This is a genomic window from Nitrospirillum amazonense, from assembly GCF_007828045.1.
GTDB lineage: Bacteria > Pseudomonadota > Alphaproteobacteria > Azospirillales > Azospirillaceae > Nitrospirillum > Nitrospirillum amazonense_C.
Genome location: NZ_VITN01000003.1, coordinates 195,679 through 220,572, shown reverse-complemented (window position 1 = coordinate 220,572; position 24,894 = coordinate 195,679). Strand labels below are relative to the sequence as shown.

The 24,894-nt window shown below is 67.4% G+C and carries 25 protein-coding genes; 13 read left to right on the top strand and 12 right to left on the bottom strand.

Translation table 11 applies throughout. The features are described from left to right. Window positions 1–68: 68 nt before the first annotated feature. The 3 genes from FBZ89_RS06330 to FBZ89_RS06320 form a co-directional block, all read right to left on the bottom strand. Entirely contained in the window at window positions 69–815 is a 747-nt protein-coding gene (locus tag FBZ89_RS06330; protein ID WP_145749169.1) for a DUF599 domain-containing protein, read from the bottom strand. Window positions 816–909: 94 nt separating this feature from the next. Beyond that, window positions 910–1,578 carry a maleylacetoacetate isomerase gene (gene maiA, locus FBZ89_RS06325; protein ID WP_145749168.1) on the bottom strand — a complete coding sequence of 223 codons (669 nt, stop codon included), beginning with the start codon at window positions 1,576–1,578 and terminating at the stop codon, window positions 910–912. A gap of 29 nt (window positions 1,579–1,607) precedes the next feature. Next, window positions 1,608–2,699 carry a fumarylacetoacetate hydrolase family protein gene (locus FBZ89_RS06320; RefSeq protein ID WP_246172066.1) on the bottom strand — a complete coding sequence of 364 codons (1,092 nt, stop codon included), beginning with the start codon at window positions 2,697–2,699 and terminating at the stop codon, window positions 1,608–1,610. Between the two features lie 300 nt (window positions 2,700–2,999). Here FBZ89_RS06320 and FBZ89_RS06315 point away from each other — a divergent pair, with 300 nt between their 5' ends. Further along, window positions 3,000–3,476 carry a MarR family winged helix-turn-helix transcriptional regulator gene (locus FBZ89_RS06315; protein ID WP_145749167.1) on the top strand — a complete coding sequence of 159 codons (477 nt, stop codon included), beginning with the start codon at window positions 3,000–3,002 and terminating at the stop codon, window positions 3,474–3,476. A 103-nt stretch (window positions 3,477–3,579) separates the two neighbouring features. Here the strand turns inward: FBZ89_RS06315 and FBZ89_RS06310 are convergent, their stop codons facing one another. Next, window positions 3,580–5,787: a xanthine dehydrogenase family protein molybdopterin-binding subunit gene (locus FBZ89_RS06310; protein WP_211115125.1), complete on the bottom strand. Its 2,208-nt coding sequence runs from the start codon at window positions 5,785–5,787 to the stop codon at window positions 3,580–3,582. A 2-nt stretch (window positions 5,788–5,789) separates the two neighbouring features. Beyond that, window positions 5,790–6,254: a (2Fe-2S)-binding protein gene (locus FBZ89_RS06305; protein ID WP_145749166.1), complete on the bottom strand. Its 465-nt coding sequence runs from the start codon at window positions 6,252–6,254 to the stop codon at window positions 5,790–5,792. Window positions 6,255–6,759: 505 nt separating this feature from the next. Here FBZ89_RS06305 and FBZ89_RS06300 point away from each other — a divergent pair. The 3 genes from FBZ89_RS06300 to FBZ89_RS06290 all read left to right on the top strand — a co-directional run bounded on the left by FBZ89_RS06300 (window position 6,760) and on the right by FBZ89_RS06290 (window position 9,879). Further along, window positions 6,760–7,851, top strand: a complete 1,092-nt coding sequence (locus FBZ89_RS06300; protein ID WP_246172065.1) for an amino acid ABC transporter substrate-binding protein — start codon at window positions 6,760–6,762, stop codon at window positions 7,849–7,851. A 164-nt stretch (window positions 7,852–8,015) separates the two neighbouring features. Continuing rightward, window positions 8,016–9,266: a dicarboxylate/amino acid:cation symporter gene (locus FBZ89_RS06295; protein ID WP_145749165.1), complete on the top strand. Its 1,251-nt coding sequence runs from the start codon at window positions 8,016–8,018 to the stop codon at window positions 9,264–9,266. Window positions 9,267–9,678: 412 nt separating this feature from the next. Next, window positions 9,679–9,879, top strand: coding sequence for a hypothetical protein (locus FBZ89_RS06290; RefSeq protein ID WP_145749164.1), 201 nt, complete (start codon window positions 9,679–9,681; stop codon window positions 9,877–9,879). A gap of 198 nt (window positions 9,880–10,077) precedes the next feature. Here FBZ89_RS06290 and FBZ89_RS06285 read toward each other — a convergent pair whose 3' ends face one another. From FBZ89_RS06285 to hslV, 3 genes are all read right to left on the bottom strand, one after another. Continuing rightward, window positions 10,078–10,296, bottom strand: coding sequence for a hypothetical protein (locus FBZ89_RS06285; protein ID WP_145749163.1), 219 nt, complete (start codon window positions 10,294–10,296; stop codon window positions 10,078–10,080). A 338-nt stretch (window positions 10,297–10,634) separates the two neighbouring features. After that, complete coding sequence (hslU, locus tag FBZ89_RS06280; RefSeq protein ID WP_145749162.1) at window positions 10,635–11,945, bottom strand: ATP-dependent protease ATPase subunit HslU; 1,311 nt, start codon at window positions 11,943–11,945, stop codon at window positions 10,635–10,637. Window positions 11,946–11,953: 8 nt separating this feature from the next. Next, window positions 11,954–12,514 carry an ATP-dependent protease subunit HslV gene (gene hslV, locus FBZ89_RS06275; RefSeq protein ID WP_145749161.1) on the bottom strand — a complete coding sequence of 187 codons (561 nt, stop codon included), beginning with the start codon at window positions 12,512–12,514 and terminating at the stop codon, window positions 11,954–11,956. A gap of 138 nt (window positions 12,515–12,652) precedes the next feature. Between hslV and hisB the strand changes: the two genes are divergently transcribed. From hisB to hmpA, 8 genes are all read left to right on the top strand, one after another. Continuing rightward, the gene (gene hisB, locus FBZ89_RS06270) at window positions 12,653–13,276 is read left to right on the top strand and encodes an imidazoleglycerol-phosphate dehydratase HisB (RefSeq protein ID WP_145749160.1); all 624 of its coding nucleotides are present in this window, start codon (window positions 12,653–12,655) and stop codon (window positions 13,274–13,276) included. Window positions 13,277–13,307: 31 nt separating this feature from the next. Then, window positions 13,308–13,973, top strand: coding sequence for an imidazole glycerol phosphate synthase subunit HisH (gene hisH / locus FBZ89_RS06265; protein ID WP_145749159.1), 666 nt, complete (start codon window positions 13,308–13,310; stop codon window positions 13,971–13,973). Between the two features lie 55 nt (window positions 13,974–14,028). Further along, entirely contained in the window at window positions 14,029–14,622 is a 594-nt protein-coding gene (locus tag FBZ89_RS06260) for a GNAT family N-acetyltransferase (RefSeq protein WP_145749158.1), read from the top strand. Between the two features lie 8 nt (window positions 14,623–14,630). Beyond that, on the top strand, window positions 14,631–15,371 hold the full coding sequence (gene hisA / locus FBZ89_RS06255) for a 1-(5-phosphoribosyl)-5-[(5-phosphoribosylamino)methylideneamino]imidazole-4-carboxamide isomerase (protein ID WP_145749157.1): 741 nt from the start codon (window positions 14,631–14,633) through the stop codon (window positions 15,369–15,371). Beyond that, window positions 15,371–16,147 (top strand): imidazole glycerol phosphate synthase subunit HisF, encoded by a 777-nt coding sequence (gene hisF, locus FBZ89_RS06250; RefSeq protein ID WP_145749156.1) that lies wholly within the window; start codon window positions 15,371–15,373, stop codon window positions 16,145–16,147. The genes hisA and hisF overlap by 1 nt, the downstream gene beginning before the upstream one ends. 4 nt (window positions 16,148–16,151) lie before the next feature. Continuing rightward, the gene (locus FBZ89_RS06245) at window positions 16,152–16,484 is read left to right on the top strand and encodes a phosphoribosyl-ATP diphosphatase (protein WP_145749155.1); all 333 of its coding nucleotides are present in this window, start codon (window positions 16,152–16,154) and stop codon (window positions 16,482–16,484) included. Window positions 16,485–16,537: 53 nt separating this feature from the next. Then, window positions 16,538–16,900 carry a histidine triad nucleotide-binding protein gene (locus FBZ89_RS06240; RefSeq protein WP_145749154.1) on the top strand — a complete coding sequence of 121 codons (363 nt, stop codon included), beginning with the start codon at window positions 16,538–16,540 and terminating at the stop codon, window positions 16,898–16,900. 238 nt (window positions 16,901–17,138) lie between these two features. Beyond that, window positions 17,139–18,353, top strand: a complete 1,215-nt coding sequence (hmpA, locus tag FBZ89_RS06235; protein ID WP_145749153.1) for an NO-inducible flavohemoprotein — start codon at window positions 17,139–17,141, stop codon at window positions 18,351–18,353. A 64-nt stretch (window positions 18,354–18,417) separates the two neighbouring features. Here hmpA and FBZ89_RS06230 read toward each other — a convergent pair whose 3' ends face one another. The 3 genes from FBZ89_RS06230 to dnaK all read right to left on the bottom strand — a co-directional run bounded on the left by FBZ89_RS06230 (window position 18,418) and on the right by dnaK (window position 22,317). Next, window positions 18,418–18,999 carry an LOG family protein gene (locus tag FBZ89_RS06230; protein WP_145749152.1) on the bottom strand — a complete coding sequence of 194 codons (582 nt, stop codon included), beginning with the start codon at window positions 18,997–18,999 and terminating at the stop codon, window positions 18,418–18,420. 82 nt (window positions 19,000–19,081) lie between these two features. Next, window positions 19,082–20,224, bottom strand: coding sequence for a molecular chaperone DnaJ (gene dnaJ, locus FBZ89_RS06225; protein ID WP_145749151.1), 1,143 nt, complete (start codon window positions 20,222–20,224; stop codon window positions 19,082–19,084). A 173-nt stretch (window positions 20,225–20,397) separates the two neighbouring features. Next, window positions 20,398–22,317: a molecular chaperone DnaK gene (gene dnaK / locus FBZ89_RS06220; RefSeq protein ID WP_145749150.1), complete on the bottom strand. Its 1,920-nt coding sequence runs from the start codon at window positions 22,315–22,317 to the stop codon at window positions 20,398–20,400. 681 nt (window positions 22,318–22,998) lie between these two features. Between dnaK and FBZ89_RS06215 the strand changes: the two genes are divergently transcribed. Further along, a complete protein-coding gene (locus FBZ89_RS06215; RefSeq protein ID WP_040849273.1) occupies window positions 22,999–23,205 on the top strand; it encodes a hypothetical protein in 207 nt (68 codons plus the stop codon). Between the two features lie 161 nt (window positions 23,206–23,366). Here FBZ89_RS06215 and FBZ89_RS06210 read toward each other — a convergent pair whose 3' ends face one another. Continuing rightward, a complete protein-coding gene (locus FBZ89_RS06210) occupies window positions 23,367–24,785 on the bottom strand; it encodes a hypothetical protein (protein ID WP_145749149.1) in 1,419 nt (472 codons plus the stop codon). Between the last annotated feature and the right edge of the window lie 109 nt (window positions 24,786–24,894).

Sequence of the window (24,894 nt, the reverse complement as noted above, 5' to 3'; positions counted from 1 at the left end):
AGTCCGGCGGCCGCAGTCGCGGCCTGCGGCCTACAGCGGCATGATCCGAGATCATGCCGCCGGTGGGATCAACCCCCTTCGGGTGGCAGGGGCCGGGTGGGTTCCGGCAGCACCATCCGCACCGCCGTGCCGAAGCGGCGCACGGCGTGGAAGGCGCGGGAGTGGAAGTGGCGGCGCACCAGCACCACAATCACCAGGGTGGTGGAGGCCATGAAGGCCAAGGGGTGGACGAACCAGCCCAGCGCCGCGAAGCCGAAGTAATAGGCCCGCACCCCGGCGTTGAAGCTCTGCACCGCCAGGGACAGCAGGGCCGCCGCCGCGTCCGCCGCCGCGTCCACATCCACGCTGGGCGGATGGTTGGTGGCGTCGGGCATGGCGCCGATCAGGGCGCAGGTATAGTTGTACTGCCGTACCGCCCAGGTGAATTGGAAGAAGGCGTAGACCAACACGCCCAACAGCAGGAACAGCTTGGCCTCGACCAGGGCGCCCGACGCCGTGCTGGCGACATGCATCTTGTCCACCAGGGCCGCCAGCCGGTCGGCGTTTACCAGGGCGCTAAGGTCGCCGGCGATCAGCAGCACGGTGGTGGAGGCGAAGAAGGACACGCTCTGGATCAGATGGCCCAGCAGCTGGCCATCCAGCAGGCGGGTGTCGCGCGCCTGCATGTTGCGCATCCACACCTCGCGCACCGTGCGCATGTGCAGGTTCAGGCTGGCCGGCGCGCCCGGCAGGCGGAAGATGAGGTTATAGCCGCCCCACAACACGAAGAAGGTGATGAGGGCCAGAAGGTCCAGCGGCGCCAGGTCGAAGGGCATGGGCGGGGCTGCGGTCGCAGGAGGGCGGAAAGCGACGCCATCATGCCCTGAGCCTGCCCGCCAGGCGAGAGGAAGCTTGAGGCCCCCTGCGCCGTCAGGCGGCCGGCGGCGCGTCGGCCTGGCGGTCGGGTGCGGCGTCGGCGAAGGCCGGCAGGGCCAGGCAGGCCCGGTCGATGGCCAACAGGGTGGGACAGGCGGACAGGTCGGCGTTGAAGCGGCGGGCGTTGAACATCTGCGGCACCAGGGTCAGGTCCGCCAGGCCGGGCGTGTCGCCGAAGCAGAAGCGGCCGGCATGGGGCTTCACCATCGCCTCCACCGCCGCCAGCCCGGTTTCCATCCAGTGGCGCACCCAGCGGCCGGCCCGTTCCTCATCCACGCCCATCTCGCCCTTCAGGTATTTCTGGACCCTCAGGTTGTTGATGGGGTGGATGTCGCAGGCGATGGCCAGGGCCACGGCGCGCGCCTGGGCCCGCGCGATGGGGTCGGCCGGCAGCAGGGCGGGGGTGGGGTGCACCTCGTCCAGGTACTCCACGATGGCCAGCGATTGCGTCAGCAGGTGGCGACCGTCCGCATCCTCCACCGCCAGGGTGGGCAACTGGCCCTGCGGGTTCAGGGCCAGGTAGTCCGGCTTCAGCTGTTCGCCCCCATCGCGCAGCAGGTGCACCGGCACCTGCTTGGCCGTCAGGCCCTTCAGGTTCAGGGCGATGCGCACGCGGTAGGCGGCCGAGGAACGGAAATAGGTGTAGAGGGCGAGCGAGGCCATGGGGCAGGCGGGTCCTTGAAGGGGGACGGTCAGGGCGCGGGGACGGGAACGGGCTCGGGCGCCACCGGCTGGGGCCGGTATTCCGCCACCGTCTGCTCGATGGCGCCGAAGAGGCTGGCGCCGGCGGCGTCCCGCATTTCGATGCGCACGCTGTCGCCGAAGCGCAGGAAGGGTGTCTTGGGCTGGCCCTGCAGCAGGGTTTCCACCGTGCGCACCTCCGCCAGGCAGGAATAGCCGACACCGCCCTCGGCGATGGGCTTGCCCGGACCACCGTCCGGCCCCCGGTTGGACACTGTACCGGAGCCGATGATGGTGCCGGCGACCAGCGGCCGGGTACGGGCGGCATGCGCGATCAGCTGGCCGAAGTCGAAGGTCATGTCGATGCCGGCGTTGGGCCGACCGAAGGGTTGGCCGTTGATGAAGGACAGCAGGTCCAGGTGCAGCTTGCCATCGCGCCAGGCGCCGCCCAGGGCGTCCGGCGTCACCGCCACGGGGGAAAAGGCGCTGGAAGGCTTGGACTGGAAGAAGCCGAAACCCTTGCCCAATTCCGCCGGGATCAGGCCGCGCAAGGACACGTCGTTGACCAGCATGACCAGGCGGATCAGGCCGCGCGCGTCTTCCGCCGACACGCCCATGGGCACATCGCCGGTGACCACCGCCACCTCCCCCTCCAGGTCGATGCCCCAGGCCTCGTTGGCCATGAGGATGGGGTCGCGGGGGCCGAGGAAGCTGTCGGACCCGCCCTGGTACATCAGCGGGTCGGTCCAGAAGCTGGGCGGCATGTCGGCGCCGCGCGCCTTGCGCACCAGTTCCACATGGTTGACGTAGGCCGAGCCGTCCGCCCACTGGTAGGCGCGGGGCAGCGGGGCCATGCAGGCGGCCTCGTCGAACGCCTCGAACGGGGCGACGCCCTCATCCAGTTCGGCCGCGACCTCGGCCAGGCGCGGCGCCACCTGGGCCCAATCATCCAGGGCCCGCTGCAGCGTGGCGGCGATGCCCGGCACGGCGCGGCAGCGCGCCAGGTCGGCCGACACCACCACCAGGATACCGTCGCGGCCCACCTTGGCCTGCAAGGCGCCGTCCAGCGTCCGATCCAGCGATTTCAGGGTAGCCAGCTTCATGGGGGCCTTTCCTATCGATCCATTCGCCCTTACGGGGTCGGCAGGAAAAAGGGCGCCCTCAAGGCGGCCGGCCATCCCAGGGGACGGCGGCGCCTTGAGACCACGAAAAACGGGGCGGTTTCCTCCCAACCCGTCTTCCACCCCCGGGGCGGCGCCCGTTAAGGACAACCCCAATGACAGGATGGACAGCGGTCGGTTTTATCGTTTCAAATGAAACGTTATAAGTACAGTAGGCCGCGCGGGTTTCCCTGTCAAGTCGCCCCGCCGCCGCCACCAACCTGTCACAGGGCCAGCACCCCCATGTCCCTCGATCTGCAACTGAACCGCTTCCTGCCCTACCGGTTGAATATCCTATCGAAGAAGGTCAGCCTGGCGCTGGCCACGCGGTACCAGGAACGCTTCGGCCTCAGCATTCCGGAATGGCGGGTGTTGGCCACCCTGGGCCAGGAGCAGCCGCTGTCGTCCAACGACATCGTGGAGCGCACGGCCATGGACAAGGCCAAGGTCAGCCGGGCTGTCAACCGCCTGGTGGCCGCCGGCCTGCTGGACCGCCAGCCCCACCCCCGGGACCAGCGCCTGCTGCGCCTGTCCTTCAGTGCGCGGGGGCGCGATCTTTACGCCCAGGTGGCACCGGAAGCCTTGGCCTGGGAGGCGCAGCTGCTGTCCGTGCTGACCGACACCGAGCGCGCGCAGCTGTGGGCGCTGATGGAAAAGCTGGAACAGCGGGTGGCGGAGGAAATCCCGGAGTCGGTGCCGCTGTCGGATAGTCTTGATTAGGTGCTGGAGCGACGGCGGCCTACAGCGGCACGGGATCGCTCCCATGCCGCTGATTGGCGTCGTGGGCGACAGTGGCGGGACAAAGGCCACCGTCGCGCTTCACTCAAACGCTGACCGACCCGGCGAAGGGCAGGTCGCGGATGCGCTTGCCGGTCAGGGCGGCGATGGCGTTGGCCACCGCCGGCCCCAAGGGCGGCACGCCCGGTTCGCCAACGCCGGTGGGCGGGTTGGCGCTGGGGACGATGTGCACCTCCACCTTGGGCATCTCATCGATGCGCAGGCAGCGGTAGGTGTCGAAGTTGGACTGGTCGACCAGGCCGTCCTTCATGGTGATGGCGCCGAACATGATGGCGCCCAGGCCATAGCCGATGCCGCCCTCCATCTGGGCCTTGACCACGTCCGGCGTGACGGCGATGCCGCAATCGACGGCGCAGACCACGCGTTCGACCTTGATGCGGCCCTTGTCGTCCTGCGAGACCTCGGCCACATGGGCGACGACGGACCGGAAGCTTTCCGCTACCGCCACGCCCCGCGCCCAGCCCTTGGGCAGGGGCTTGGTCCACTCGGCCTTTTCCACCGCCAGGTTCAGCACCGCCAGATGGCGCGGGTGCTTTTCCATCAGCTTGCGCCGGAAGGCCACGGGATCTTGGCGTGCCTCCGCCGCCAGCTCGTCCAGGAAGGTTTCCACGGCGAAGGCAGTGTGGGTGGACCCCACCGATCGCCACCACAGCACCGGCACGGGCGAGGTGGTGGTGTGCAGGTCCACCAGGCGGTTGGGGATGGTGTAGGGGATTTCCGCCGCCCCTTCGACCGATGTCGCGTCGGGCTTGCCCGGCTGGTCGAACGGGCCGCCGGCCATGATGCTCTGACCGACGATGCGGTGCTGCCAGGCCAGCACGCTGCCGTCGGCGCCCAGCTTGGCCTCCATGCCGTGGACATACAGGGGGCGATAGCGGCCGCCCCGGATGTCATCCTCCCGCGACCAGATCAGCTTCACCGGCCGCCCGGCCAACTTGCCGCCCTGCACCTTGGCGTCCGACAGCGCCTTGGCGATGGCCACGCCCTCGACGATGTAGTCGGACTCGATGTTGGCGCGGCGGCCGAAGCTGCCGCCGGCATAGACGGTGTGGATGGTCACCTGCTCCGGCTTCAGGCCGGCCGTCTTGGCGGCGTTCATCTGGTCGATGGTCTGGAACTGGTCGCCCGCCCAGATGTCGCAGCCGTCCTTGCCCAGCTTGACCACGCAGGTCAGCGGCTCCATGGGCGCGTGGGCCAGGTAGGGGAAGGTGAATTCCGCCTTCACGGTCTTGGCGCCCTTCACCGCGTCGACATCGCCCTCCTTGGTCACCAGCTGGCCCGGCTTGGGCAGCAGGGTCTTGTAGTCGGCGACGATGGCGTCGGTGCCGCGCTTCTCGGCGTTGGTCTCGTCCCAGGTGACCTTCAGCGCCTCACGCCCCTGGTGCGCCGCCCAGTAGGAGGTGGCCAGCACGGCCACGCCGCGCGGGATCTCCACCACCTCGACCACGCCCTTCACCGCCTTCGCCGCCTTGGCGTCGATGGTCTGGGCCTTGGCGCCGAAGCGGGTCGGGCGCTGCACCACCGCCACCAGCATGCCCGGCTGGACGACATCGATGGCGAAGATGGCCTTGCCGGTGGTCTTCTCCGCGCTGTCCTTGCGCGGCAGCTTGGTGCCCACCAGGGTGAAATTCTTCGGATCCTTCAGCGGCACGTCGGCGGGCACGGGCAGGGTGGCCGCCTTGGCCGCCAGCTCACCGAAGCCGGCCTTGCGCGTGCCGGCGGAAAGCACGCCCTTGGACACGGTGATGTCCGACGCCGGCACGCCCCAGGTCTGGGCGGCGGCCGCCACCAGCAGGGCGCGCGCCGTGGCGCCGGCCTGGCGCAGCTGGGTCCAGGAATTATAGACGGAGGTGGAGCCGCCGGTGCCCTGGATGGGGCCGAAGGCGGTGTTGTTGTACAGCTTGGCGTTGGCGGGGGCGTGTTCCGCCCGCATCTGCGCCCAGTCGGCGTCCATCTCCTCCGCCACGATGGCGGTCAGGCCGGTAAAGACGCCCTGGCCCATCTCCAGATGTTTGATCAGCACGGTGACGGTGCCGTCCGGCGCCACCTTGACGAAGGCGTTGGGCTCGAAGGTCTGGGCGGCGGCGGCCTGGGCCCGGCGGCTGGTGCCGGTCCAGGTGAATCCGACCATCAGGCCCACGCCGGCGCCGCCGGTGACCTGCAGGAAACGGCGGCGGGAGGTGCCCTCGGGGCTTTGGGTCTCGGGGGCTTGGGTCATGTGTCCATCGGGCATGATCAGATCTCCAGCGCCTTGGCCGCCTCGTGGATGGCGGCGCGGATGCGGACATAGGTGGAGCAGCGGCAGAGGTTGCCGCTCATGGCGCTGTCGATGTCCTGGTCGGTGGGTTTGGCATTATCGGTCAGCAAGGCGACGGCCGACATGATCTGGCCCGACTGGCAGTAGCCGCACTGGACCACGTCCAGCTTGACCCAGGCGTCCTGCACGGCCTTGGCCACCTCGCCCTCGATGCCCTCGATCGTGGTCACCTTGGACCCGGCGATGGAACCGATGGGGGTGGAGCAGGCGCGCACGGGCTGGCCGTCGACATGCATGGTGCAGGCGCCGCACTGGGCGGCGCCGCAGCCGAACTTGGACCCCGTCTTGCCCGCGATCTCGCGCACCGCCCAGAGGAGCGGCATGTCGGGGTCGGCGTCAACCGACCAGGGCTTTCCGTTGAGGGTGAGTTTGATGGGCGGCATGGATCTCAATCCCGGGGGTTCGTCGTGCGGGGCATTCCCATTCCGGATGGCCGCGCCAGGCGGCACCGGTCACAGTCCCGGCCCATCCGATGCGGACGGATGGGCGGCAGGACCGGCCTTGCGGAATACGAATGCGGAACGGCGGGCAACCCCATGCCCGCCGGAAGTCATGGATGTACCACGACCGTGTAGAAATGGCCAACTTGGCCAAATGGTGGACTTGCGAAATCGTCGGTTTCTTCCCATATATGGGCTTAACGGAATGCGAGGCTGGGTCCTTTATTTGGCCACTCCCGTTATTTCCAGACAAATATAGCGTCTATTTCGGCATGGCGAATGGTTGCCACCATTGTTGTGGCCGGTGGAATCCGCCCCGGGGGCACTAGGCGTCCGCCCGGGCCTTTTGTATCTTGCGATGACCCGTGACGAACCCTTGGCCACCAAACGGTTAGCGCCCAAGGCCGGTCGCGCGGGAGCGGGACTTCGGGACGACATGGGGCGGGTCATGGGGCACAGGATGCGGCGCGGCTGGACGCGCCAGGCGAAAATATGGGCGCTGGGCCTGGCCTTGGCGGCTGGCGCCCTTATGGCACCCGCCTGGGCCCCCGCCGGGGCGGCCGCCCCCGGTTCCGCCAAAAGCGGCGGCACGCTGGAGCTGGTGCGCCAGCGCGGCGCCCTGCGCTGCGGCGTCAACACCGGCCTGCCGGGATTCGGGGCGCCGGACAGCCAGGGGGAATGGACGGGCCTGGACGTGGACATCTGCCGCGCCGTGGCCGCCGCCGTGCTGGGCGACGCCCGCAAGGTCCAGTTCATTCCCCTGAGCGGCCGCCAGCGCTTTAGCAGCCTGCTGTCGGGGGATATTGACCTGCTGTCACGCAACACCACCTGGACCCTGAGCCGCGACGTGCAGGGCATGGACTTCGCCCCGCCCGTCTATTACGACGGCCAGGCCTTCATGGTGCGGCGGTCCTTCCGGGCGCGCAGCGTGCGCGAACTGAACGGCGCCACCATCTGCGTGCAGCAGGGCACCACCACCGAACTGAACCTGGCGGATTACTTCCAGTCCACGGGCATGAGCTACAAGCCGCTGGCCATCGAGGATCTGGGCGAGTTGGTGGCCGCCTTCTTCAGCGGCCGCTGCGACGCCTATACCACCGACGCCTCGGCCCTGGCCGCCACCCGCGCGGCACAGACGGTCAGCGCCGACGACTATCTGATCCTGCCCGAGCTGATCTCGAAGGAACCGCTGGCGCCGGCGGTGCGCAAGGACGACGAGCAATGGTTCGACATCGTGAAATGGACCGTCTTCGCCCTGATCGAGGCGGAGGAGCGGGGCATCACCAAGGCCAACGTGCGCGACAACCTGGGGTCCGCCGCCCCGGGCGTGCAGCGCCTGTTGGGCGTGCGGACGGGGGCCGGGCTGGGCAAGTCGCTGGGCCTGGACGATGACTGGGCCGTTCGCATCGTTTCCCAGGTGGGCAACTATGGCGAGGTGTTCGAGCGCAACGTCGGCCGCAATTCCGTGCTGCGCCTGGACCGGGGGCTGAACGCCCTGTGGAACCAGGGCGGCCTGATGTACGCCATGCCCATACGGTGACGGAAAGCGTAGCGATTCCGGTAGTGAGAGGCCTTCCCGGCGAAGGCCGCCGTTGTATCGGCGCCGGTTTCAAGGCAAGTAGACAGCAACAGAAAATTTGACCGCGCCAAAATCGCCCCGGGCATGTCGGGGCGGCGGCGCCGGCCATCGGGGGATAGGTTTCAATGCAGCAAAAGCGCTTCACGCTGTTCGTCCTGGGCGCGATGGTCGCCGGCATCGCGGTGGGCGCCGTGGGGCACAACCTGCCCGCGGCCGACGGGGCCTCGCTGGCCGGCACCCTGTCCATCCTGACGGATATCTTCCTGCGCCTGATCAAGATGATCATCGCGCCCCTGGTCTTCTCCACCCTGGTGGTGGGTATCGCGCATATGGAGGACGTGGCCGCCATCGGCCGCGTGGGCGTGAAGACGCTGGGCTGGTTCCTGCTGGCCGGCATCGTCTCGCTGATCCTGGGCCTGGTCATGGTGCAACTCCTGGAGCCGGGCGTGGGCATGGCCCTGCCGGACCCCACGTCCGGGGGCAAGGCGCCGGACGCCGCCGTCTTCACCCTGAAGAACTTCATCGAGCACACGGTGCCACGCTCGGTGATCGAGGCCATGGCCAACAACGAGATCCTGCAGATCGTCGTCTTCTCCATCTTCGCGGGCATCGCCATCGCCTCGGTGAAGGAGAAGGTGCCGGTGGTGGTGCACCTGGTGGAACAGATCGCCACCGTCATGCTGAAGGTGACCAGCTACGTCATGATGTTCGCGCCCGTCGCCATCTTCGCGGCCCTGGCGGCCACGGTGACGACGCAGGGGCTGCAGGTGCTGGGCAGCTACGTGAAGTTCGTGGGCGGCTTCTACCTGGCCATGGCGCTGCTGTGGGTCGTGCTGCTGGCGGCGGCCGTGCCCTTCATCGGCGGCCGGGTGCGTGAGCTGGTCAGCGCCATTCGCCAGCCCGTGCTGCTGGCCTTTTCCACCGCCAGCTCCGAAGCCGCGTACCCGCGCACGCTGGAGCGCATGCAGGCCTTCGGCGCCGCCCGCAAGATCGTCAGCTTCGTCCTGCCGCTGGGGTATTCGTTCAACCTCGACGGCTCGATGATCTACTGCACCTTCGCCACCATGTTCATCGCCCAAGCCTACGGCATCCATATCAGCATCGGCCAGCAGGTGGAGATGCTGGGCCTGCTGCTGCTGACCAGCAAGGGCATCGCCGGCGTGCCGCGCGCCTCGCTGGTGGTCATCGCCGCGGCCCTGCCCTTCTTCCACATCCCGTCGGAGGGCATGGTGCTGGTGCTGGCTGTCGATCACCTGCTGGACATGGGCCGCAGCGCCACCAATGTGGTGGGCGTGTCGGTGGCCGCCGCCGTGATCGCCAAGTGGGAAGGCCTGCTGGGCCCCGGTCATCTGGCCGATGGGGAAGAGGACATCTGACGCGGCCATTCCCCGCAACTATCGGGATGGCGCAAGGCCGCACCCCCACCAACGGCGGGCCCCCGGGTCCGCCGTTCGCGTTTAAGGCACCATGGGGGACTCGGGCCTAAGTGCTTGGCATCCGTGGCCTTTTCCCGGCGCCTGCGGCGGGGCGTCCTACCCCCATCGGCGGGCGACGATTCCGGGACCCCGGCATCGTACAACTCACTGTACGGCAAGGGTATGCCGGATGGCGGCTGACATTAGCGGCCATAAACCCGACATGCCCCTGTCATAGCCGTCTGCCATGCTCATATATGCCCCATGGCGACGGATGGCTCATGCCCCGCCCCTCCTGAAATGGGGATGGGGCCTGGAACCCCGAAGCCTGGAGCAGGCTTGGACAAAGCCCAAGAAGGGAGGGTGAGACACGATGATGGTGCACCACGAACCCCGCCTGACCGACATGCTGGAGGACCCGGTGGTCCGCCTGGTAATGGAGCGCGACGGCGTCTACCGCGATGATGTCCTGAAACTGATGGCCAGCGTGGCCCGCAAGGCCACCAAGCCCGCCGTGAAGGCGGCTGCGCCCAAGGTTCCCGCGGCGGAACCGGCCTTGGCCGGCCACGCGTGAAACCAGCCCTGCCGTTCAGCATTTTACTTGGTTGATCTGATGATTGCCGCCCCCGGGGACCAGATACCGGGGCGCGGCCGGTGGGAATTAATGGAATTGGCGGGGCCCGCCCGCTCCACGCCCATAAATAAGACAATCCCACAAATAAAAAAGGCAGCCGCAAGGCCGCCCGGTGAACAACCAGACCTGTTTCAGGTGTTATTGTTCGACCGGGTCCCCTGACATCTGGGCCGGTACCTTGGCCGGGGCGGCGTTGCTTTCGCCCGAGGACGACCAAGCCGCCAGCAGGATCATGCCCACAGCGGTCAACGCCAGCAGCAGCCAGCGACCGGCGCTCTTGTCGCCGGCGGTCTTGTCCCTAGTCCTGATCTGTGGCAGTGGCAGATCCGCCACCGTCTCCGTTGCATCGCCGTTCATCTTGCCCCCCGGATGTCATGTTCCTGGGTTGATCCTGTACGGGAACAATAAAGTTACCCGCAGGGGCCACGAAACCCCTCTTAAGGTATAAATAGTCTATCTTTTCATTAAAGGGATTCTCTGTGTCATAGATCACACACTGCGATGCCAAGAGGAATTTAAGTCAAATGGCCTGTTAATGGATTAAAAGCACCAAGACACCGTTGTCTGATCCAATGGTCCCGGGCGCACCATCCACCCCCGGATGATTTCAGAAAGATGCCGCGCAACCAAAGATAACCCATAAAAAAGGCGGGACCCGGCGGCCCCGCCCCATCCCGGCACGCTGGCGCCAACGCTTATAGGATGAATTTGCTGAGGTCGGCGTTCTTGGCCAGGTCCGACACCTTTTCCCGCACATAGGCGGCATCGATGGCCACGGTGCTCCCGGCCTGGTCGGCGGCGGTGAAGCTGATTTCCTCCAGCAGGCGTTCCAGCACGGTGTGCAGGCGGCGCGCACCGATGTTCTCCACCGTGCTGTTGATCTGCACCGCCAGGCGCGCCAGCTCGTCGATGGCGTCGTCGGTGAAGCTGAGGGCCACGTCCTCGGTCTTCAGCAGGGCCACGTACTGCTTGATCAGGCTGGCCTCCGGCTCCGTCAGGATGCGGCGGAAATCCTCCTCGGTCAGGGGCTTCAGTTCCACGCGGATGGGCAGGCGGCCCTGCAGCTCCGGCAGCAGGTCGGACGGCTTGGCCACATGGAAGGCGCCGGACGCGATGAACAGGATGTGGTCGGTCTTCACCGCGCCATGCTTGGTGTTGACCGTCGTGCCCTCGATCAGGGGCAGCAGGTCGCGCTGCACACCCTCGCGGCTGACGTCGCCGCCGCCCCGGTTTTCGGAACGGGCGGTGATCTTGTCGATCTCGTCCAGGAAGACGATGCCGTTCTGCTCCACGGCGTGGATGGCCTCGGCCACCACCGTCTCGTTGTCCAGCAGCTTGTCGGATTCCTCGGCCATCAGCACGACGTGGCTTTCGGCCACCGTCATGCGGCGGGCCTTGGTGCGGCCGGCGAAGGCCTTGCCGAAGATGTCGCCCAAATTGATCATGCTCATGCTGCCGCCGGGCATGCCGGGGATGTCGAAGGCCGGGGCGGACGCGGCGTTGTCCTGTACCTGGATTTCGATCTCCTTGTCGTTCAGCTGGCCCTCGCGCAGCATCTTGCGGAACTTCTGCCGCGTCTCGGATGACGCCCCCTCGCCCACCAGGGCGTCCAGCACCCGTTCCTCGGCGCGCAGCTCGGCCTTGGCCGCCACCTCCTTGCGCAGGCGCTGGCGCGTGAGGGTGATGGCGATCTCCACCAGGTCGCGTACGATCTGTTCCACGTCGCGGCCGACATAGCCCACCTCGGTGAACTTGGTCGCCTCGACCTTCAGGAAGGGGGCCTGGGCCAGCTTGGCCAGGCGGCGCGCGATCTCGGTCTTGCCCACGCCGGTGGGCCCGATCATGAGGATGTTCTTGGGCAGAACCTCCTCCTTCAGGCCTTCCGGCAATTGCTGGCGGCGCCAGCGGTTACGCAGCGCGATGGCCACGGCGCGCTTGGCGTCCTTCTGGCCGACGATGTAACGGTCCAGTTCCGAGACGATTTCGCGGGGGGAGAACGAGGTCATCGCCGGGCTCACAGCTTTTCCAGGGTGATGTTGCGGTTGGTGTAGACGCAGATGTCGGCGGCGATGCCCAGCGCCTTGCGGGCGATGGCCTCCGCATCCAGGTCCGGCAGGTCGATCAGGGCGCGGGCGGCCGCCAGGGCATAGGCGCCGCCGGAGCCGATGCCGATGATGCCGTCCTCCGGCTCCAGCACGTCGCCGTTGCCGGTCAGGATCAGGCTTGCGCTTTTGTCGGCCACGGCCATCATGGCCTCCAGCCGGCGCAGGTAGCGGTCGGTGCGCCAGTCCTTGGCCAGTTCCACGGCGGCGCGGGTCAGCTGGCCCGGATACTGTTCCAGCTTGGCCTCCAGCCGTTCGAACAGGGTCATGGCGTCCGCCGTGGCGCCGGCGAAGCCGGCCATGACCGACCCGCCGGCCAGGGGGCGGACCTTGCGGGCGTTGGACTTCATCACCGTGTTGCCCACCGACACCTGGCCGTCGCCGGCCACCACCACCTGCCCGTTCTTGCGGATGGAAAGGATGGTGGTGCCGTGCCACTGGATGGGATCGTGGGTCTTGCCGTAATCGGACATGGCCTTGAGGCTTCCGTTGGAATGGAAATGAATGAAGGGCCCACGGTATGTGGGATGGCGATGATGCGGGTCAAGCCATGCGCCAGAGTCGATGCTCCGGCCCTTTCACGGTAACAGCCTTGCTGCTAAGTAGTGTTTATGGACAGGAACGAACCAGCAGGCGCCCGCAGCAGCACTGTGGAGCGCAAGACCAAGGAAACGCAGATCAGCGTGACCGTGGATCTCGACGGCACCGGGCGTTACGACGTATCGACCGGCATCGGCTTCCTTGACCACATGCTGGAGCAGCTGTCGCGCCATTCGCTCATCGACCTGACGGTGCGCGCGGTGGGCGACCTGCACATCGATTTCCACCATACGACCGAGGACACCGGCATCGCCATCGGCGAGGCCGTGGCCAAGGCCCTGGGCGACCGGCGCGGCATCAACCGCTATGGCCACGCCTACATCCCCATGGATGAGACGCTGACCCGCGCGGCCATCGACCTGTCCAACCGGCCCTATCTGATCTGGAAGGTCCAATTCACCCGCGACAAGCTGGGCGAGATGGATACGGAACTGTTCAAGGAGTGGTTCCAGGCCTTCGCCTTCGCCGCCGGTGCCACCCTGCACATGGAAAACCTGTACGGGGAGAACAACCACCACATCGTGGAGAGTTGTTACAAGGCCCTGGCCCGGGCCCTGCGCGCCGCCATCGAGGTCGATCCGCGCAAGGCCGACGCCGTGCCCTCCACCAAGGGTGTGCTGGGCGGTTCGCTCTGATCCTTTCTTTCCGTCACAAGGTCCGCCGCCTATGACCGCGACCTCTTCCGCCTCCGTGGCGCTGATCGACTACGGCTCCGGCAACCTGCGTTCCGCCGCCAAGGCGGTGGAGCGGGCGGCGCAGGAGGCAGGGCGCCTTGGGCTGCCCGTCACCGTCACGGCCGACCCGGACGCCATCGCCCGGGCGGACCGCATCATCCTGCCAGGTGTGGGCGCCTTCGCCGATTGCATGGGCGGCCTGCTGGCCGTGGACGGGCTCAAGGACGCGCTGGAAGAGGCGGTGATCCGCCGAGGCCAGCCCTTCCTGGGCATCTGTGTCGGCATGCAGCTGATGGCGCGCGAGGGCCGCGAACATGGCGTGCACCCAGGTCTGGGCTGGATCGATGCGGTGGTGGAACGATTGACTCCGGCCGATCCCGCCCTGAAGATCCCGCACATGGGCTGGAACGAGCTGGTGCTGGACCAGGCGGACCACCCGCTGCTGGCCGGCATCGAGGCCGGGTCCCATGTCTATTTCGTCCATTCCTACGGCCTGAAGGTGGGCGACCCCGCCCTGCTGAAGGCCCACGCCGACTACGCGGGATCCATTCCCGCGCTGGTGGGCCGCGACAATCTGGCGGGCACCCAGTTCCATCCGGAGAAAAGCCAGGCCACGGGCCTGAAGCTGATCGCCAATTTCCTGGCCTGGACGCCCTGATACACTGCTCCCGTCCACGCGCCATCGTTTCCGCCGCCACGCTTCGAGGTTTCCCATGACCGGTGCGCATCAGCCGGCTGCCCCCAGCGCCCAGATCACCGTGGAGGTGGTGGAACGCATCCGCCCCGGCGACATGGACGACCTGTGCGACGCCGCCGACCTGGCCATCCGCGATGGCGGCGGCTTCGGCTGGGTGACGCCCCCCGCGCGCGAGGCCATGGAGCGTTATTGGAAGGGCGTGATGGTGGTGCCGGAGCGCACCCTGCTGGTGGGCCGCCTGGACGGGGTCATCGCCGGATCGGCCCAGCTGGTGCGCCCCACCCGCAACAATGAGGCGCAGAGCTTCGCCTGCAACCTGACCACCAGCTTCGTCGCCCCGTGGGGGCGCGGCCACGGCCTGGCCCGGGCGCTGACCCTGGCGGTGGAGGACGAGGCGCGCAAGGCCGGCTTTCGCATCCTGAACCTGGACGTGCGCGCCACCCAGGGTGCCGCCATCGCCCTGTACCGCGCCTTGGGCTACATCGAATGGGGCCACCATCCCCACTATGCGCGGGTGGACGGGCGGGACGTGCCGGGCCTGTTCTTCTACAAGGATCTGACGGACCCCAGCCGGCAAGAAGACCGGCCTCAAGACAGCAAGCGGGATTAGGGCGAACCATGATCATTTATCCGGCCATCGACCTTAAGGACGGCGCCTGCGTGCGCCTGGTGCGCGGCGACATGGACCAGGCCACGGTGTTCAATACCGACCCGGCCGACCAGGCGGCGCGCTTCGCGGCGCAGGGCTTCGAATGGCTGCATCTGGTCGACCTGAACGGCGCCTTCGCCGGCCGGCCGGTCAACGGCGACGCCGTGGCCGCCATCCTGAACCGGGTGAAGCTGCCGGTGCAGCTGGGCGGCGGCATCCGCGACATCGCCACCATCGAGGATTGGCTGAAGCGCGGGGTGGAGCGGGTGATCCTGGGCACCATCGCCGTGCGCGACCCCGACCTGGTGAAGCAGGCCTGCCGCCTGTTCCCCGGCCGCGTGGCCGTGGGCATCGACGCCCGCGACGGCCGCGTGGCGGTGGAGGGCTGGGCCGAGGCGTCGGACATCACCGCCCTGGACCTGGCGCTGAAGTTCGAGGACGCCGGCGTGGCCGCCATCATCTACACCGACATCGACCGTGACGGCGCCCTGGGCGGGGTGAACGTGGAGGCGACGGCCGACCTGGCCTCCCACCTCACCACGCCGGTCATCGCCTCGGGCGGGGTGTCCAGCATCGCCGACCTGGCCGCGCTGAAGCGGCAGGAGGACACGGGCATCACCGGCGTCATCTGCGGCCGCGCCCTGTATGACGGGCGCATCGACCCGGTGGCGGCGCTGGGCCTGCTGAACCGCCCCCGGGAGATGCTGTGATGCTGAAACGCCGCATCATCCCCTGCCTGGACGTGAAGGACGGGCGCGTGGTCAAGGGCGTCAACTTCGTCGACCTGGTGGACGCCGGCGACCCGGTGGAGCAGGCGCGCCTGTATGACGCCGCCGGCGCGGACGAGCTGACCTTCCTGGACATCACCGCCAGCCATGAAGGCCGCGACACCATCTTCGACGTCGTGCGCCGCACGGCGGAACAGGTGTTCATGCCCCTGACGGTGGGCGGCGGCGTGCGCACGGTGGAGGATATCCGCAAGCTGCTGCTGGCCGGCGCCGACAAGGTCTCGATCAACAGCGCCGCCGTCAGCCGGCCCGAATTCGTGCGCGAGGCGGCGCAGAAGTTCGGCGCCCAATGCGTGGTGGTGGGCATCGACGCCAAGCGCGACGCCCCATCAGCCGCAAATGGCGGCCGCTGGGGCGTGTACACCCACGGCGGCCGCAAGGAAACGGGGCTGGACGCGGTGGAATGGGCCCAGCGCATGGCGGAATACGGCGCCGGGGAAATCCTGCTGACCTCCATGGACCGCGACGGCACCAAGAGCGGGTTCGATCTGGAGCTGACGCGCGCCGTGGCCGATGCCGTGCCCGTGCCGGTGATTGCCTCGGGCGGGGTCGGCACGCTCGACCATCTGGTGGACGGCGTCACCCAGGGCCATGCCTCGGCCGTGCTGGCCGCCAGCATCTTCCACTTCGGCACCTATTCCATCGCCGAGGCCAAGGCCCACATGGCCGCCGCCGGCATTCCCATGCGCGGGGTGTGACGCCATGCCCGGCAAGACCAAGGGCGATCCGCTGAAGGATCTGTATGCCACCATCCTGGCCCGCAAGGGTGCCGACCCCGAAACCTCGCACACCGCCCGGCTGTTCAACCGCGGCACCGCCAAGATCGCCCAAAAGGTGGGGGAGGAGGCGGTGGAGGCGGTGATCGAGGCCATGCGGGGCGACCGCGACAAGCTGGCCTCCGAATCCGCCGACCTGCTCTACCATCTGCTGGTGCTGTGGGCCGACGCCGGCCTGACGCCGGACGACATCTATGCCGTGCTGGCCGCCCGCCAGGGCATCAGCGGTATCGAGGAAAAGAAGAACCGTAAAGGCTGATCCGCTATAAGGGGCGGCGACCGCGCCCCTGCCGGCGCTTGAGGGAGAAAAAGATGGCGTACGACAGCACCAACATCTTCGCCCGCATCCTGCGCGGCGAGATCCCCTGCAAGAAGGCCTATGAGGACGACCACGTCCTGGCCTTCCACGACATCCATCCGCAAGCCCCCACCCACATCCTGGTGATCCCCAAGGGGGCCTATGTCAGCGCCGCCGATTTCGGCGCCCAGGCCAGCGACGCCGAGATCGCCGCCTTCACCCGCGCCGTTTCACGCATCGCCGCCGAGGCGGGGGTCGAGGGCTCGGGCTATCGCCTGATCTCCAACCACGGCCCCGACAGCCACCAGGAGGTGCCGCACTACCACGTCCACATCCTGGGCGGCCGGCCGCTGGGCCGGCTGGTGACGCCGCTGTAGCCGCCCCCCTCCCACCGATGGATCCCTGAAGGCCGCCGGAAGCGATCCCGGCGGCCTTTTTCATATCCCCCGCAATGTGCCGGGCCCGATATCACCGTTTGCGCAAAAAGATGTATTTGACACACATCGATATCGCTGGCAGGAATTCATTCATTAGAAATGAATGAATTGCGTATCCGCCGGCTCGCCGCCTTGACTGGGTAAGGCTGGCCCCCCCTTCCCCAGACAGGAGCACGACATGCCGAAGCCGCTGAGCCCGGAAACCATCACCCTGGTCAAGGCCACCGTGCCGCTGCTGGCCGAACACGGCCCCACCATTACCCACGCCATGTACCGCCGCCTGTTCCAGGACGATACCATCCGCGCGCTGTTCAACCACGCCAACCAGGGTGAGGACGGTGCCCAGGTGCATGCCCTGGCCGGCGCCATCCTGGCCTATGCCCGCAATATCGAGAACCTGGGCGCCCTGACGCCGGTGGTGGAGCGCATCGCCCACAAGCACGTCGGCTACCACATCCTGCCGGAACACTATCCCCATGTGGCGACCGCCCTGCTGGGCGCTATCAAGGAAGTGCTGGGCGACGCCGCGACCGATGCGGTGCTGAACGCCTGGGGGGAGGCCTACTGGTTCCTGGCGGAGGTGCTGAAGGCCCGCGAGTCCGTGCTGCGCGACGGGATTGCGGCGCAGGACGGCGGCTGGACCGGCTGGCGCCAGTTCACGGTGGCCGACAAGGTGCGGGAAAGCGGCGTCATCACCTCCTTCATCCTGCGGCCGGCTGACGGCGGCGGCGTGCCCCGCCACAAGCCGGGACAGTACCTGACCTTCCGCTTCGCTCTGGCGGACGGTACCGAGGTGAAGCGCACCTACTCCATCTCCTGCGCCCCGCAAGACGGGCAGTACCGCATTTCCGTGAAGCGGGAGGCCAACGGCAATGGCGGCTCGCGCCACCTGCACGACCATGTCCAGGTGGGCGACATCATCGAGGCGACGCCACCGGCCGGCGACTTCTTCCTGGATGAGGCGCCGACGCGGCCCGTCATCCTGCTGTCGGGCGGCGTGGGCCTTACCCCCATGGTTAGCATGGCGGAGGAGATCGCGGCCCGGCACCCGGGCCTGGAGACCCACTACATCCACGGCGCGCTGAACGGCACCACCCATGCCATGGACGCCCATGTCCGGGCACTCGCCGCCCAGCACCCCACCATCAGGGTCGCCACCTTCTACAGCGAACCGCACCCCGAGGACCGCCTGGGCGTCACCCACGACGGCGAAGGCTTCATCAGCATCGACTGGCTGCGGGAGAACACGCCCCTGCACCAGGCCGACATCTACCTGTGCGGACCCAAGCCTTTCCTGCGCACCTATCTTAACGGCCTGGCCCTGGCCGGCGTGGCCGCCGACCGTATCCATTACGAGTTCTTCGGCCCGGCCGACGATCTGATCGCGGCGTGATGTCGGGTAAAGAAAAGGCCGCCGGTGTCATTTCCAGCGGCCTCATTTACTTGGGAACAAGCTCTTAACGCTCGTCCGCCTTGATCCATTTGGTCACAGCCGGGGGCTGGTAGGCGCGCAGCTTGTCCAGCAGTGCCGCCGCCGTGTCAGCCGTCACCAGCATGTCGCGGTGGTTCTGCTTCATGAAGCCGGAGGCCACCACGCCGTCCAGGAAGGCGGTCAGGCCGTCATAGAAGCCGGCGACGTTGTAGATGGCGCAGGGCTTCTGATGGTGGCCCAACTGGGCCCAGGTCCAGACCTCGAACAATTCCTCGAAGGTGCCGATGCCGCCGGGCAGGGCGATGAAGCCGTCCGACAGCTCCGCCATCAGGGCCTTGCGCTCGTGCATGGAGGCGACGACGCGCAGGTCGGTCAAGCCGGCGTGGGCGATTTCCTTCTTCTTCAGCGATTCCGGGATGACGCCGATGACCGGACCGCCCGCCTCCAGGGCGGCGTCGGCCACGGCCCCCATGAGGCCGACGGAGGCGCCGCCGTAAACCAGGCCGATGCCGGCGCCGGCCAAAGCCCGGCCCAGGCCGCGCGCGGCCTCCAGGTACTGCGGATCGAAGCCGGGGCTGGAACCGCAGAAAACGCACAGACGCTTCATGATCTTCCCCAAAAGAAAACGCCGGCGCGTCACCCCCAAGAACCTAGGCAGGAGGCAGCGCGCCGGCGTAATTCAACAACCCTTATTCCTTCAGGTCGGCCCACAGCTCCTTCACCTTGGCGAAGAAGCCTTCCGATTCGGGGTGGGTGCCGCCCTTCTCTTCGCCGGCCTTCTCGAACTCGCGCATCAGCTCCTGCTGGCGCTTGGTCAGGTTGACCGGGGTTTCGACCAGGGCCGTCACGTACATGTCGCCGCGCTGGGTGCTGCGCAGAACGCTCATACCCTTGCCCTTCAGGCGGAACTGGTGCCCGCTCTGCGTGCCCGGCGGAATGGAGACGCGGGCGCGGCTGCCGTCGATGGTCGGCACCTCGACCGTGCCGCCCAGGGCCGCCGTGGTCATGGGAATGGGCACCCGGCACTGGATGTTGGCGCCGTCGCGCATGAACAGCGCGTGCGGGGCGATGGCCAGGAAGATGTACAGGTCGCCCGGGGGCGCCCCACGAGCCCCGGCCTCGCCCTCGCCCGTCAGGCGGATGCGAGTGCCGTCCTCGACACCGGCGGGGATGTTGACCTGCAGGGTCTTTTCCTTGCGCACGCGGCCATGGCCGCCGCAGTTGCGGCAGGGATCCTTGATGACGCGGCCGGCACCGGCGCAGGCCGGGCAGGTGCGCTCGATGGTGAAGAAGCCCTGCTGCGCCCGCACCTTGCCCGCGCCGTTGCAGGTGGGGCAGGTGACCGGCTGCGTGCCCGACTCGGCACCGGTGCCGTTGCAGACATCGCAGGCGACGGAGGTCGGCACGCGCACGTTCGTGGAGGTGCCCTTGAAGGCGTCCTCCAGCGAGATTTCCAGGTTGTAGCGCAGGTCGCTGCCACGGCCCGGGCCCTGCCCGCCGCCCCGACGTCCGCCCATGAAGTCGCCGAACATCTCTTCGAAGATGTCGGCGAAGCCGCTGCCGAAATCGAAGCCGCCGGCGCCGGCACCGGCCCGGCCGCCACCGTTCTCGAAGGCGGCATGGCCGAAGCGGTCGTAGGCCGCCCGCTTCTGCTCGTCCTTCAGGACCTCGTACGCTTCGCTGACTTCCTTGAATTTCTGCTCGGCCGCCTTGTCACCCTGATTGCGATCGGGGTGATACTGCATGGCCAGCTTGCGGTACGCTTTTTTCAGGTCGTCGGCCGAGGCGGTCTTCGCCACGCCCAGAAGTTCGTAATAATCCTGCTTCGCCATGTTTGGCCCTAAGCCCTTTCAGGGAATTGCCGGAACCCGGGCCCCACCAGACCCAAAAGGGCCTGCGGCCTGACGGACAGGCCCCTGATGGGGCTCAGGCCCGCCCCCCGGATTTCACCGGCGGACGGGCCCGATACCTAGTCAGTCATTGCCCGGATCGTCTTAAAAAAGACTTAGGCGGACTTCTTTTTGTCTTCGTCGACTTCCTCGAAATCGGCATCGACAACCTTTTCCGACCCTTCGCCATGGGTGGCGCCGTGGTCTTCACCACCGGCGGCCGAGGCGTCCTGGCCGGACTTGTACAGCTCTTCACCCAGCTTCATGGAGACCTGGGCCAGGGCTTCGGTCTTGGCCTTGATGTCGGCCGCGTCCTCGCCCTCCAGCGCCGTCTTCAGCTCGGCGATGGCCTTCTCGGCGGCGGCCTTCTCGGCGGCCGGTAGCTTCTCCGCGTTCTCCTTCAGCGTGCGCTCGGTGGAGTGCATCAGGCCGTCGGCCTGGTTGCGGGCCTCCACCAGCTCCTTACGCTTCTTGTCGTCGGCGGCGTGGCTCTCGGCCTCCTTGACCATGCGCTGGATGTCGGCGTCCGACAGGCCGCCGGAGGCCTGGATGCGGATCACCTGCTCCTTGCCCGTGGCCTTGTCCTTGGCCTGGACGTTGACGATGCCGTTGGCGTCGATGTCGAAGGTGACCTCGATCTGCGGCACGCCGCGGGGGGCGGACGGGATGCCGACCAAGTCGAACTGGCCCAGCATCTTGTTGTCCGCCGCCATCTCGCGTTCACCCTGGAAGACGCGGATGGTGACGGCCGTCTGGTTGTCCTCGGCCGTGGAGAAGGTCTGGCTCTTCTTGGTCGGGATCGTGGTGTTGCGGTCGATCAGGCGGGTGAACACACCGCCCAGGGTTTCGATGCCCAGGGACAGCGGGGTCACGTCCAGCAGCAGGACGTCCTTCACCTCACCCTTCAGCACCGCACCTTGGATGGCGGCGCCGACGGCCACCACCTCGTCCGGGTTCACACCGCGGTGCGGCTCGCGGCCGAAGAACTGCTTCACCGTCTCGATGATCTTGGGCATGCGGGTCATGCCGCCGACCAGGATCACCTCGTCGATCTCGCTGGCCTTCAGCCCGGCGTCCTTCAGGGCCGCCTTGCAGGGCTCGACCGTGCGGGCCACCAGATCCTCGACCAGGGCTTCCAGCTTGGCGCGGGTCAGCTTGACGTTCAGGTGCTTCGGACCGGTCTGGTCCGCGGTGATGAACGGCAGGTTGACTTCCGTCTGCATGGCGGAAGACAGCTCGATCTTGGCCTTCTCGGCCGCTTCCTTCAGGCGCTGCAGGGCCAGACGGTCCTTGCGGAGATCGATGCCGTTCTCCTTCTTAAACTCGTCGGCCAGGTAGTCGATGATGCGGGCGTCGAAGTCCTCGCCACCCAGGAAGGTGTCGCCGTTGGTGGACTTCACCTCGAACACGCCGTCGCCGATTTCCAGCACGGACACGTCGAAGGTGCCGCCGCCCAGGTCGTAGACCGCGACGATGCCGGAACCCTTCTTCTCCATGCCGTAGGCCAGCGCCGCGGCCGTGGGCTCGTTGATGATGCGCAGCACTTCAAGACCGGCGATGCGGCCGGCGTCCTTGGTCGCCTGGCGCTGGCTGTCGTTGAAGTAGGCGGGCACGGTGATGACGGCCTGGGTCACCTTTTCGCCGAGGTAGTTCTCGGCCGTTTCCTTCATCTTCTGCAGGATGAAGGCGGACACCTGGCTGGGGCTGTACTTCTCGCCATGGGCCTCGACCCAGGCGTCACCGTTGTCGCCCGAAATGATCTTGTAGGGCACCAGGCCCTTGTCCTTCTGGGTCAGCGGGTCGTCGTAGCGGCGGCCGATCAGGCGCTTGATCGCGAACAGCGTGTTCTCGGGGTTGGTCACCGCCTGGCGCTTCGCCGGCTGGCCGACCAGGCGTTCCCCGCCCTGGGTGAAAGCGGTCATGGACGGCGTGGTGCGCGCGCCCTCGACGTTCTCGATCACCTTGGCCGACGTGCCTTCCATGACGGCCACGCAGGAATTGGTGGTGCCGAGATCGATACCGATGACTTTGCTCATAATTCTAACCCTTCCAATGTGGCAGACGCGCGACGGCCCTTCCGGCACCGGAGCGGTCCCCCTGTTAAAACGGGACACGTTCAACACGATCATGGCGCGGCACCCGGTGGCGCCCGTCATGGCACGGCCCTCCCCATCCTGAAACGGGAGCGACCGCATCGCCACGCAGATATAGGCAGGGCGGCGCCCGGCTGCAACCGGCTTTGCGGCGGCGGACCCCGCTAAAAGCGCCCATTCCACCCCTGGCATATGTCCCGCTATCCCATAGCGCGTACCCGGCACCGTCCGCCCCCTCGCCAGCCCTGGGGGTGGTGCTGGAGCCCCACCACCACCGCTTGGTACGGGAAGGCCAGGCGGTGGCCGCCCGACTGTCCATCCATCAAGTTACAATTTGTCAGAAATTGGCGCCGCCAAGTGAATGTCGTGTGAATACCGGCGTAATCCACCAGATCGGGAATTAACCGTGAATTAACGGCCTGATTTACAGCCGGTTATTGCTGCAAAATTATAACTTATTGCCTTGCACAACCAGATTGGCCCGACACTAGGCAGGATGGTGTATCGCTAGTTGAGATTTTATTCTTCCTGTTGACTTGGCGCCCCAGATCTGTGCTGTAATTACTTCAGGGGTCGCTTGGACCCCCGGGCGAGGGGTCGCCCGCACTCTTGGGGCACAAAGTCATGACCGACACGCGCCGCACTACCGCCATCGCCATCAAGCATTGCCTCGACAATCTGGCGCTGGACGCCCGTCGCAATAACATGGGGGAACTGGTCCACCTCCTGGGCCTGGCCTCCCTGGCCGCGGAAGACGCCGCCAAGGCCGCGGACAGCCGCACCGTGGGCCTGCAATCCCTGCTGGACCGCACCCCCCAGGGGCGTTGCTGACAGGACCGCAAGCCCCGTCTGTGAACGGGTCGGGCGGAGGGATCACGCATGAAACGGATGACCGGAACGACGGCCGTGCGGGCCGCCTTTCGGGTTCATCCGTTTTTTTGGCCGAGTTTTAAAGGGCCGAGTTTTAAAGAACGGGCCGCCGACGTGCCGCGTCAGTTCTTGGCGGGGTCGTCGCCCTTGCGGCGGCGATAGCCGTCATCCTCTTCGTCCGAGTCGAGGGGACCATCCCCATCCTCGTCGAAGTCATCCCCGTCATCCAGCAGGGCGTCGCCCTCATCCCAGCTGCCGGCGTTCCAGCCGCCGGCAGGCCAATCCGGCGCCATGCCGGGCGGCAGGCCGTCGTCACCGTTGCCGGAGGCGTCGCCAACGGGCAGCGATTCATAGCCGCCGATCTGGGCGCGGCGGATTTCCCGTTCCAGCATGGCCACGGCGTCCACCGCCAGGGGCGAGCCTTGCAGCCCCTCGGGCAGGCCGTAGGAGAAGACGGCCAGGGTCGCCCGTCCGCCCACCACGGCGCCGCGCAGCCACAGGTGGCAGCGCCGGCGGCGCCCGTCCTCCACCGCCGTATGGGTGAAGCGGGCCAGCACCTCGTCATCCGCCAGGGTATCGACGCTGCCCATGCCCACCTGCCCGTCCGGCCCATCGGCGAACTGGGCGGCGATACGCTGCAGCAGCACGGCGGGGGGTAGGCCGTCACTTTCCTCCGACGTGATGGCTTCCCAGTCCAGGCCGGCGGCGAGCGCCGATTCCAAGGCGGACTCCGGTTCCATGTCGTCGGGCGGAGGATAGTCGTGCACCACGACCCGCAGGGTCTCGTCAGCTTCGGCGTCGTCCGGGCGGCGGAAATGGCTGGTCTCGGGCCCGCCCAGGTCGTCCTCATCCTCGTCGCTGGTCCGCCAATCCCAGGGAAGACGGAAGCGCAGGACGTCGGCGTGCACGATGTTGCGCATGGTGACGGCGCTGACGGGGCCCTGGTCGGCGGGTCCGAACTCCATGCGGCCGATCTCGTCGCCCAGGCGGTCCAGCAGGGCGCCCAGGCCAGGCACCCAGAACTCCTCACCCGGCACGTACAGTTGCAGGGTGGCGACGCGCACCCGGTCGGGCGGACGGAAGTCCGCCATCTTCCACACGAAGATCTGCGCCTCGGGAACGCGGGCACCGGCGCCCAGCGCCGCCGTGGCGGCGGCGGCCTGTTCCGGCGTCTCGCCCGGCTCGGGGGCCGCCGGCAGGGCGGCACAATAGGCGATCCAACGGCGGTCACCCGACGCCATGGCGGTCACGCCCGGCGGCAGCAGATGGTCGCGGTCCAGATACTGCAACGCGTCTTCGGCATCCACGCCGTATTCATTGGCGTAGGTGGTGACGGAAACCAGCAGGTCCAGCGGGTGGCCGCCCACGGGGCGCCCGTCGGTGGCCGCCCACAGCACCGGCGACTGTAGAGCCAAACCGCCGTCGTCACGGTAGACGCGGGTCCAGGTCGCGGGCAGGCAGATGCGCACGGCCCCGCCGTGCACGGCCATCCACTGCCAGTCGCCGCTGGCGAGGTCTATGTCCAAAGTCCGCTGTCCCATGGCGCGGCACTCTAGGCAAGCCGGCCCGCCGTTGCAAACCCTCCGCCAGCAGGCCAGCCAGTACAGTTGCGCCCCCAGCACATGGCTGCAGCGGCCGATTCCGCTAAAA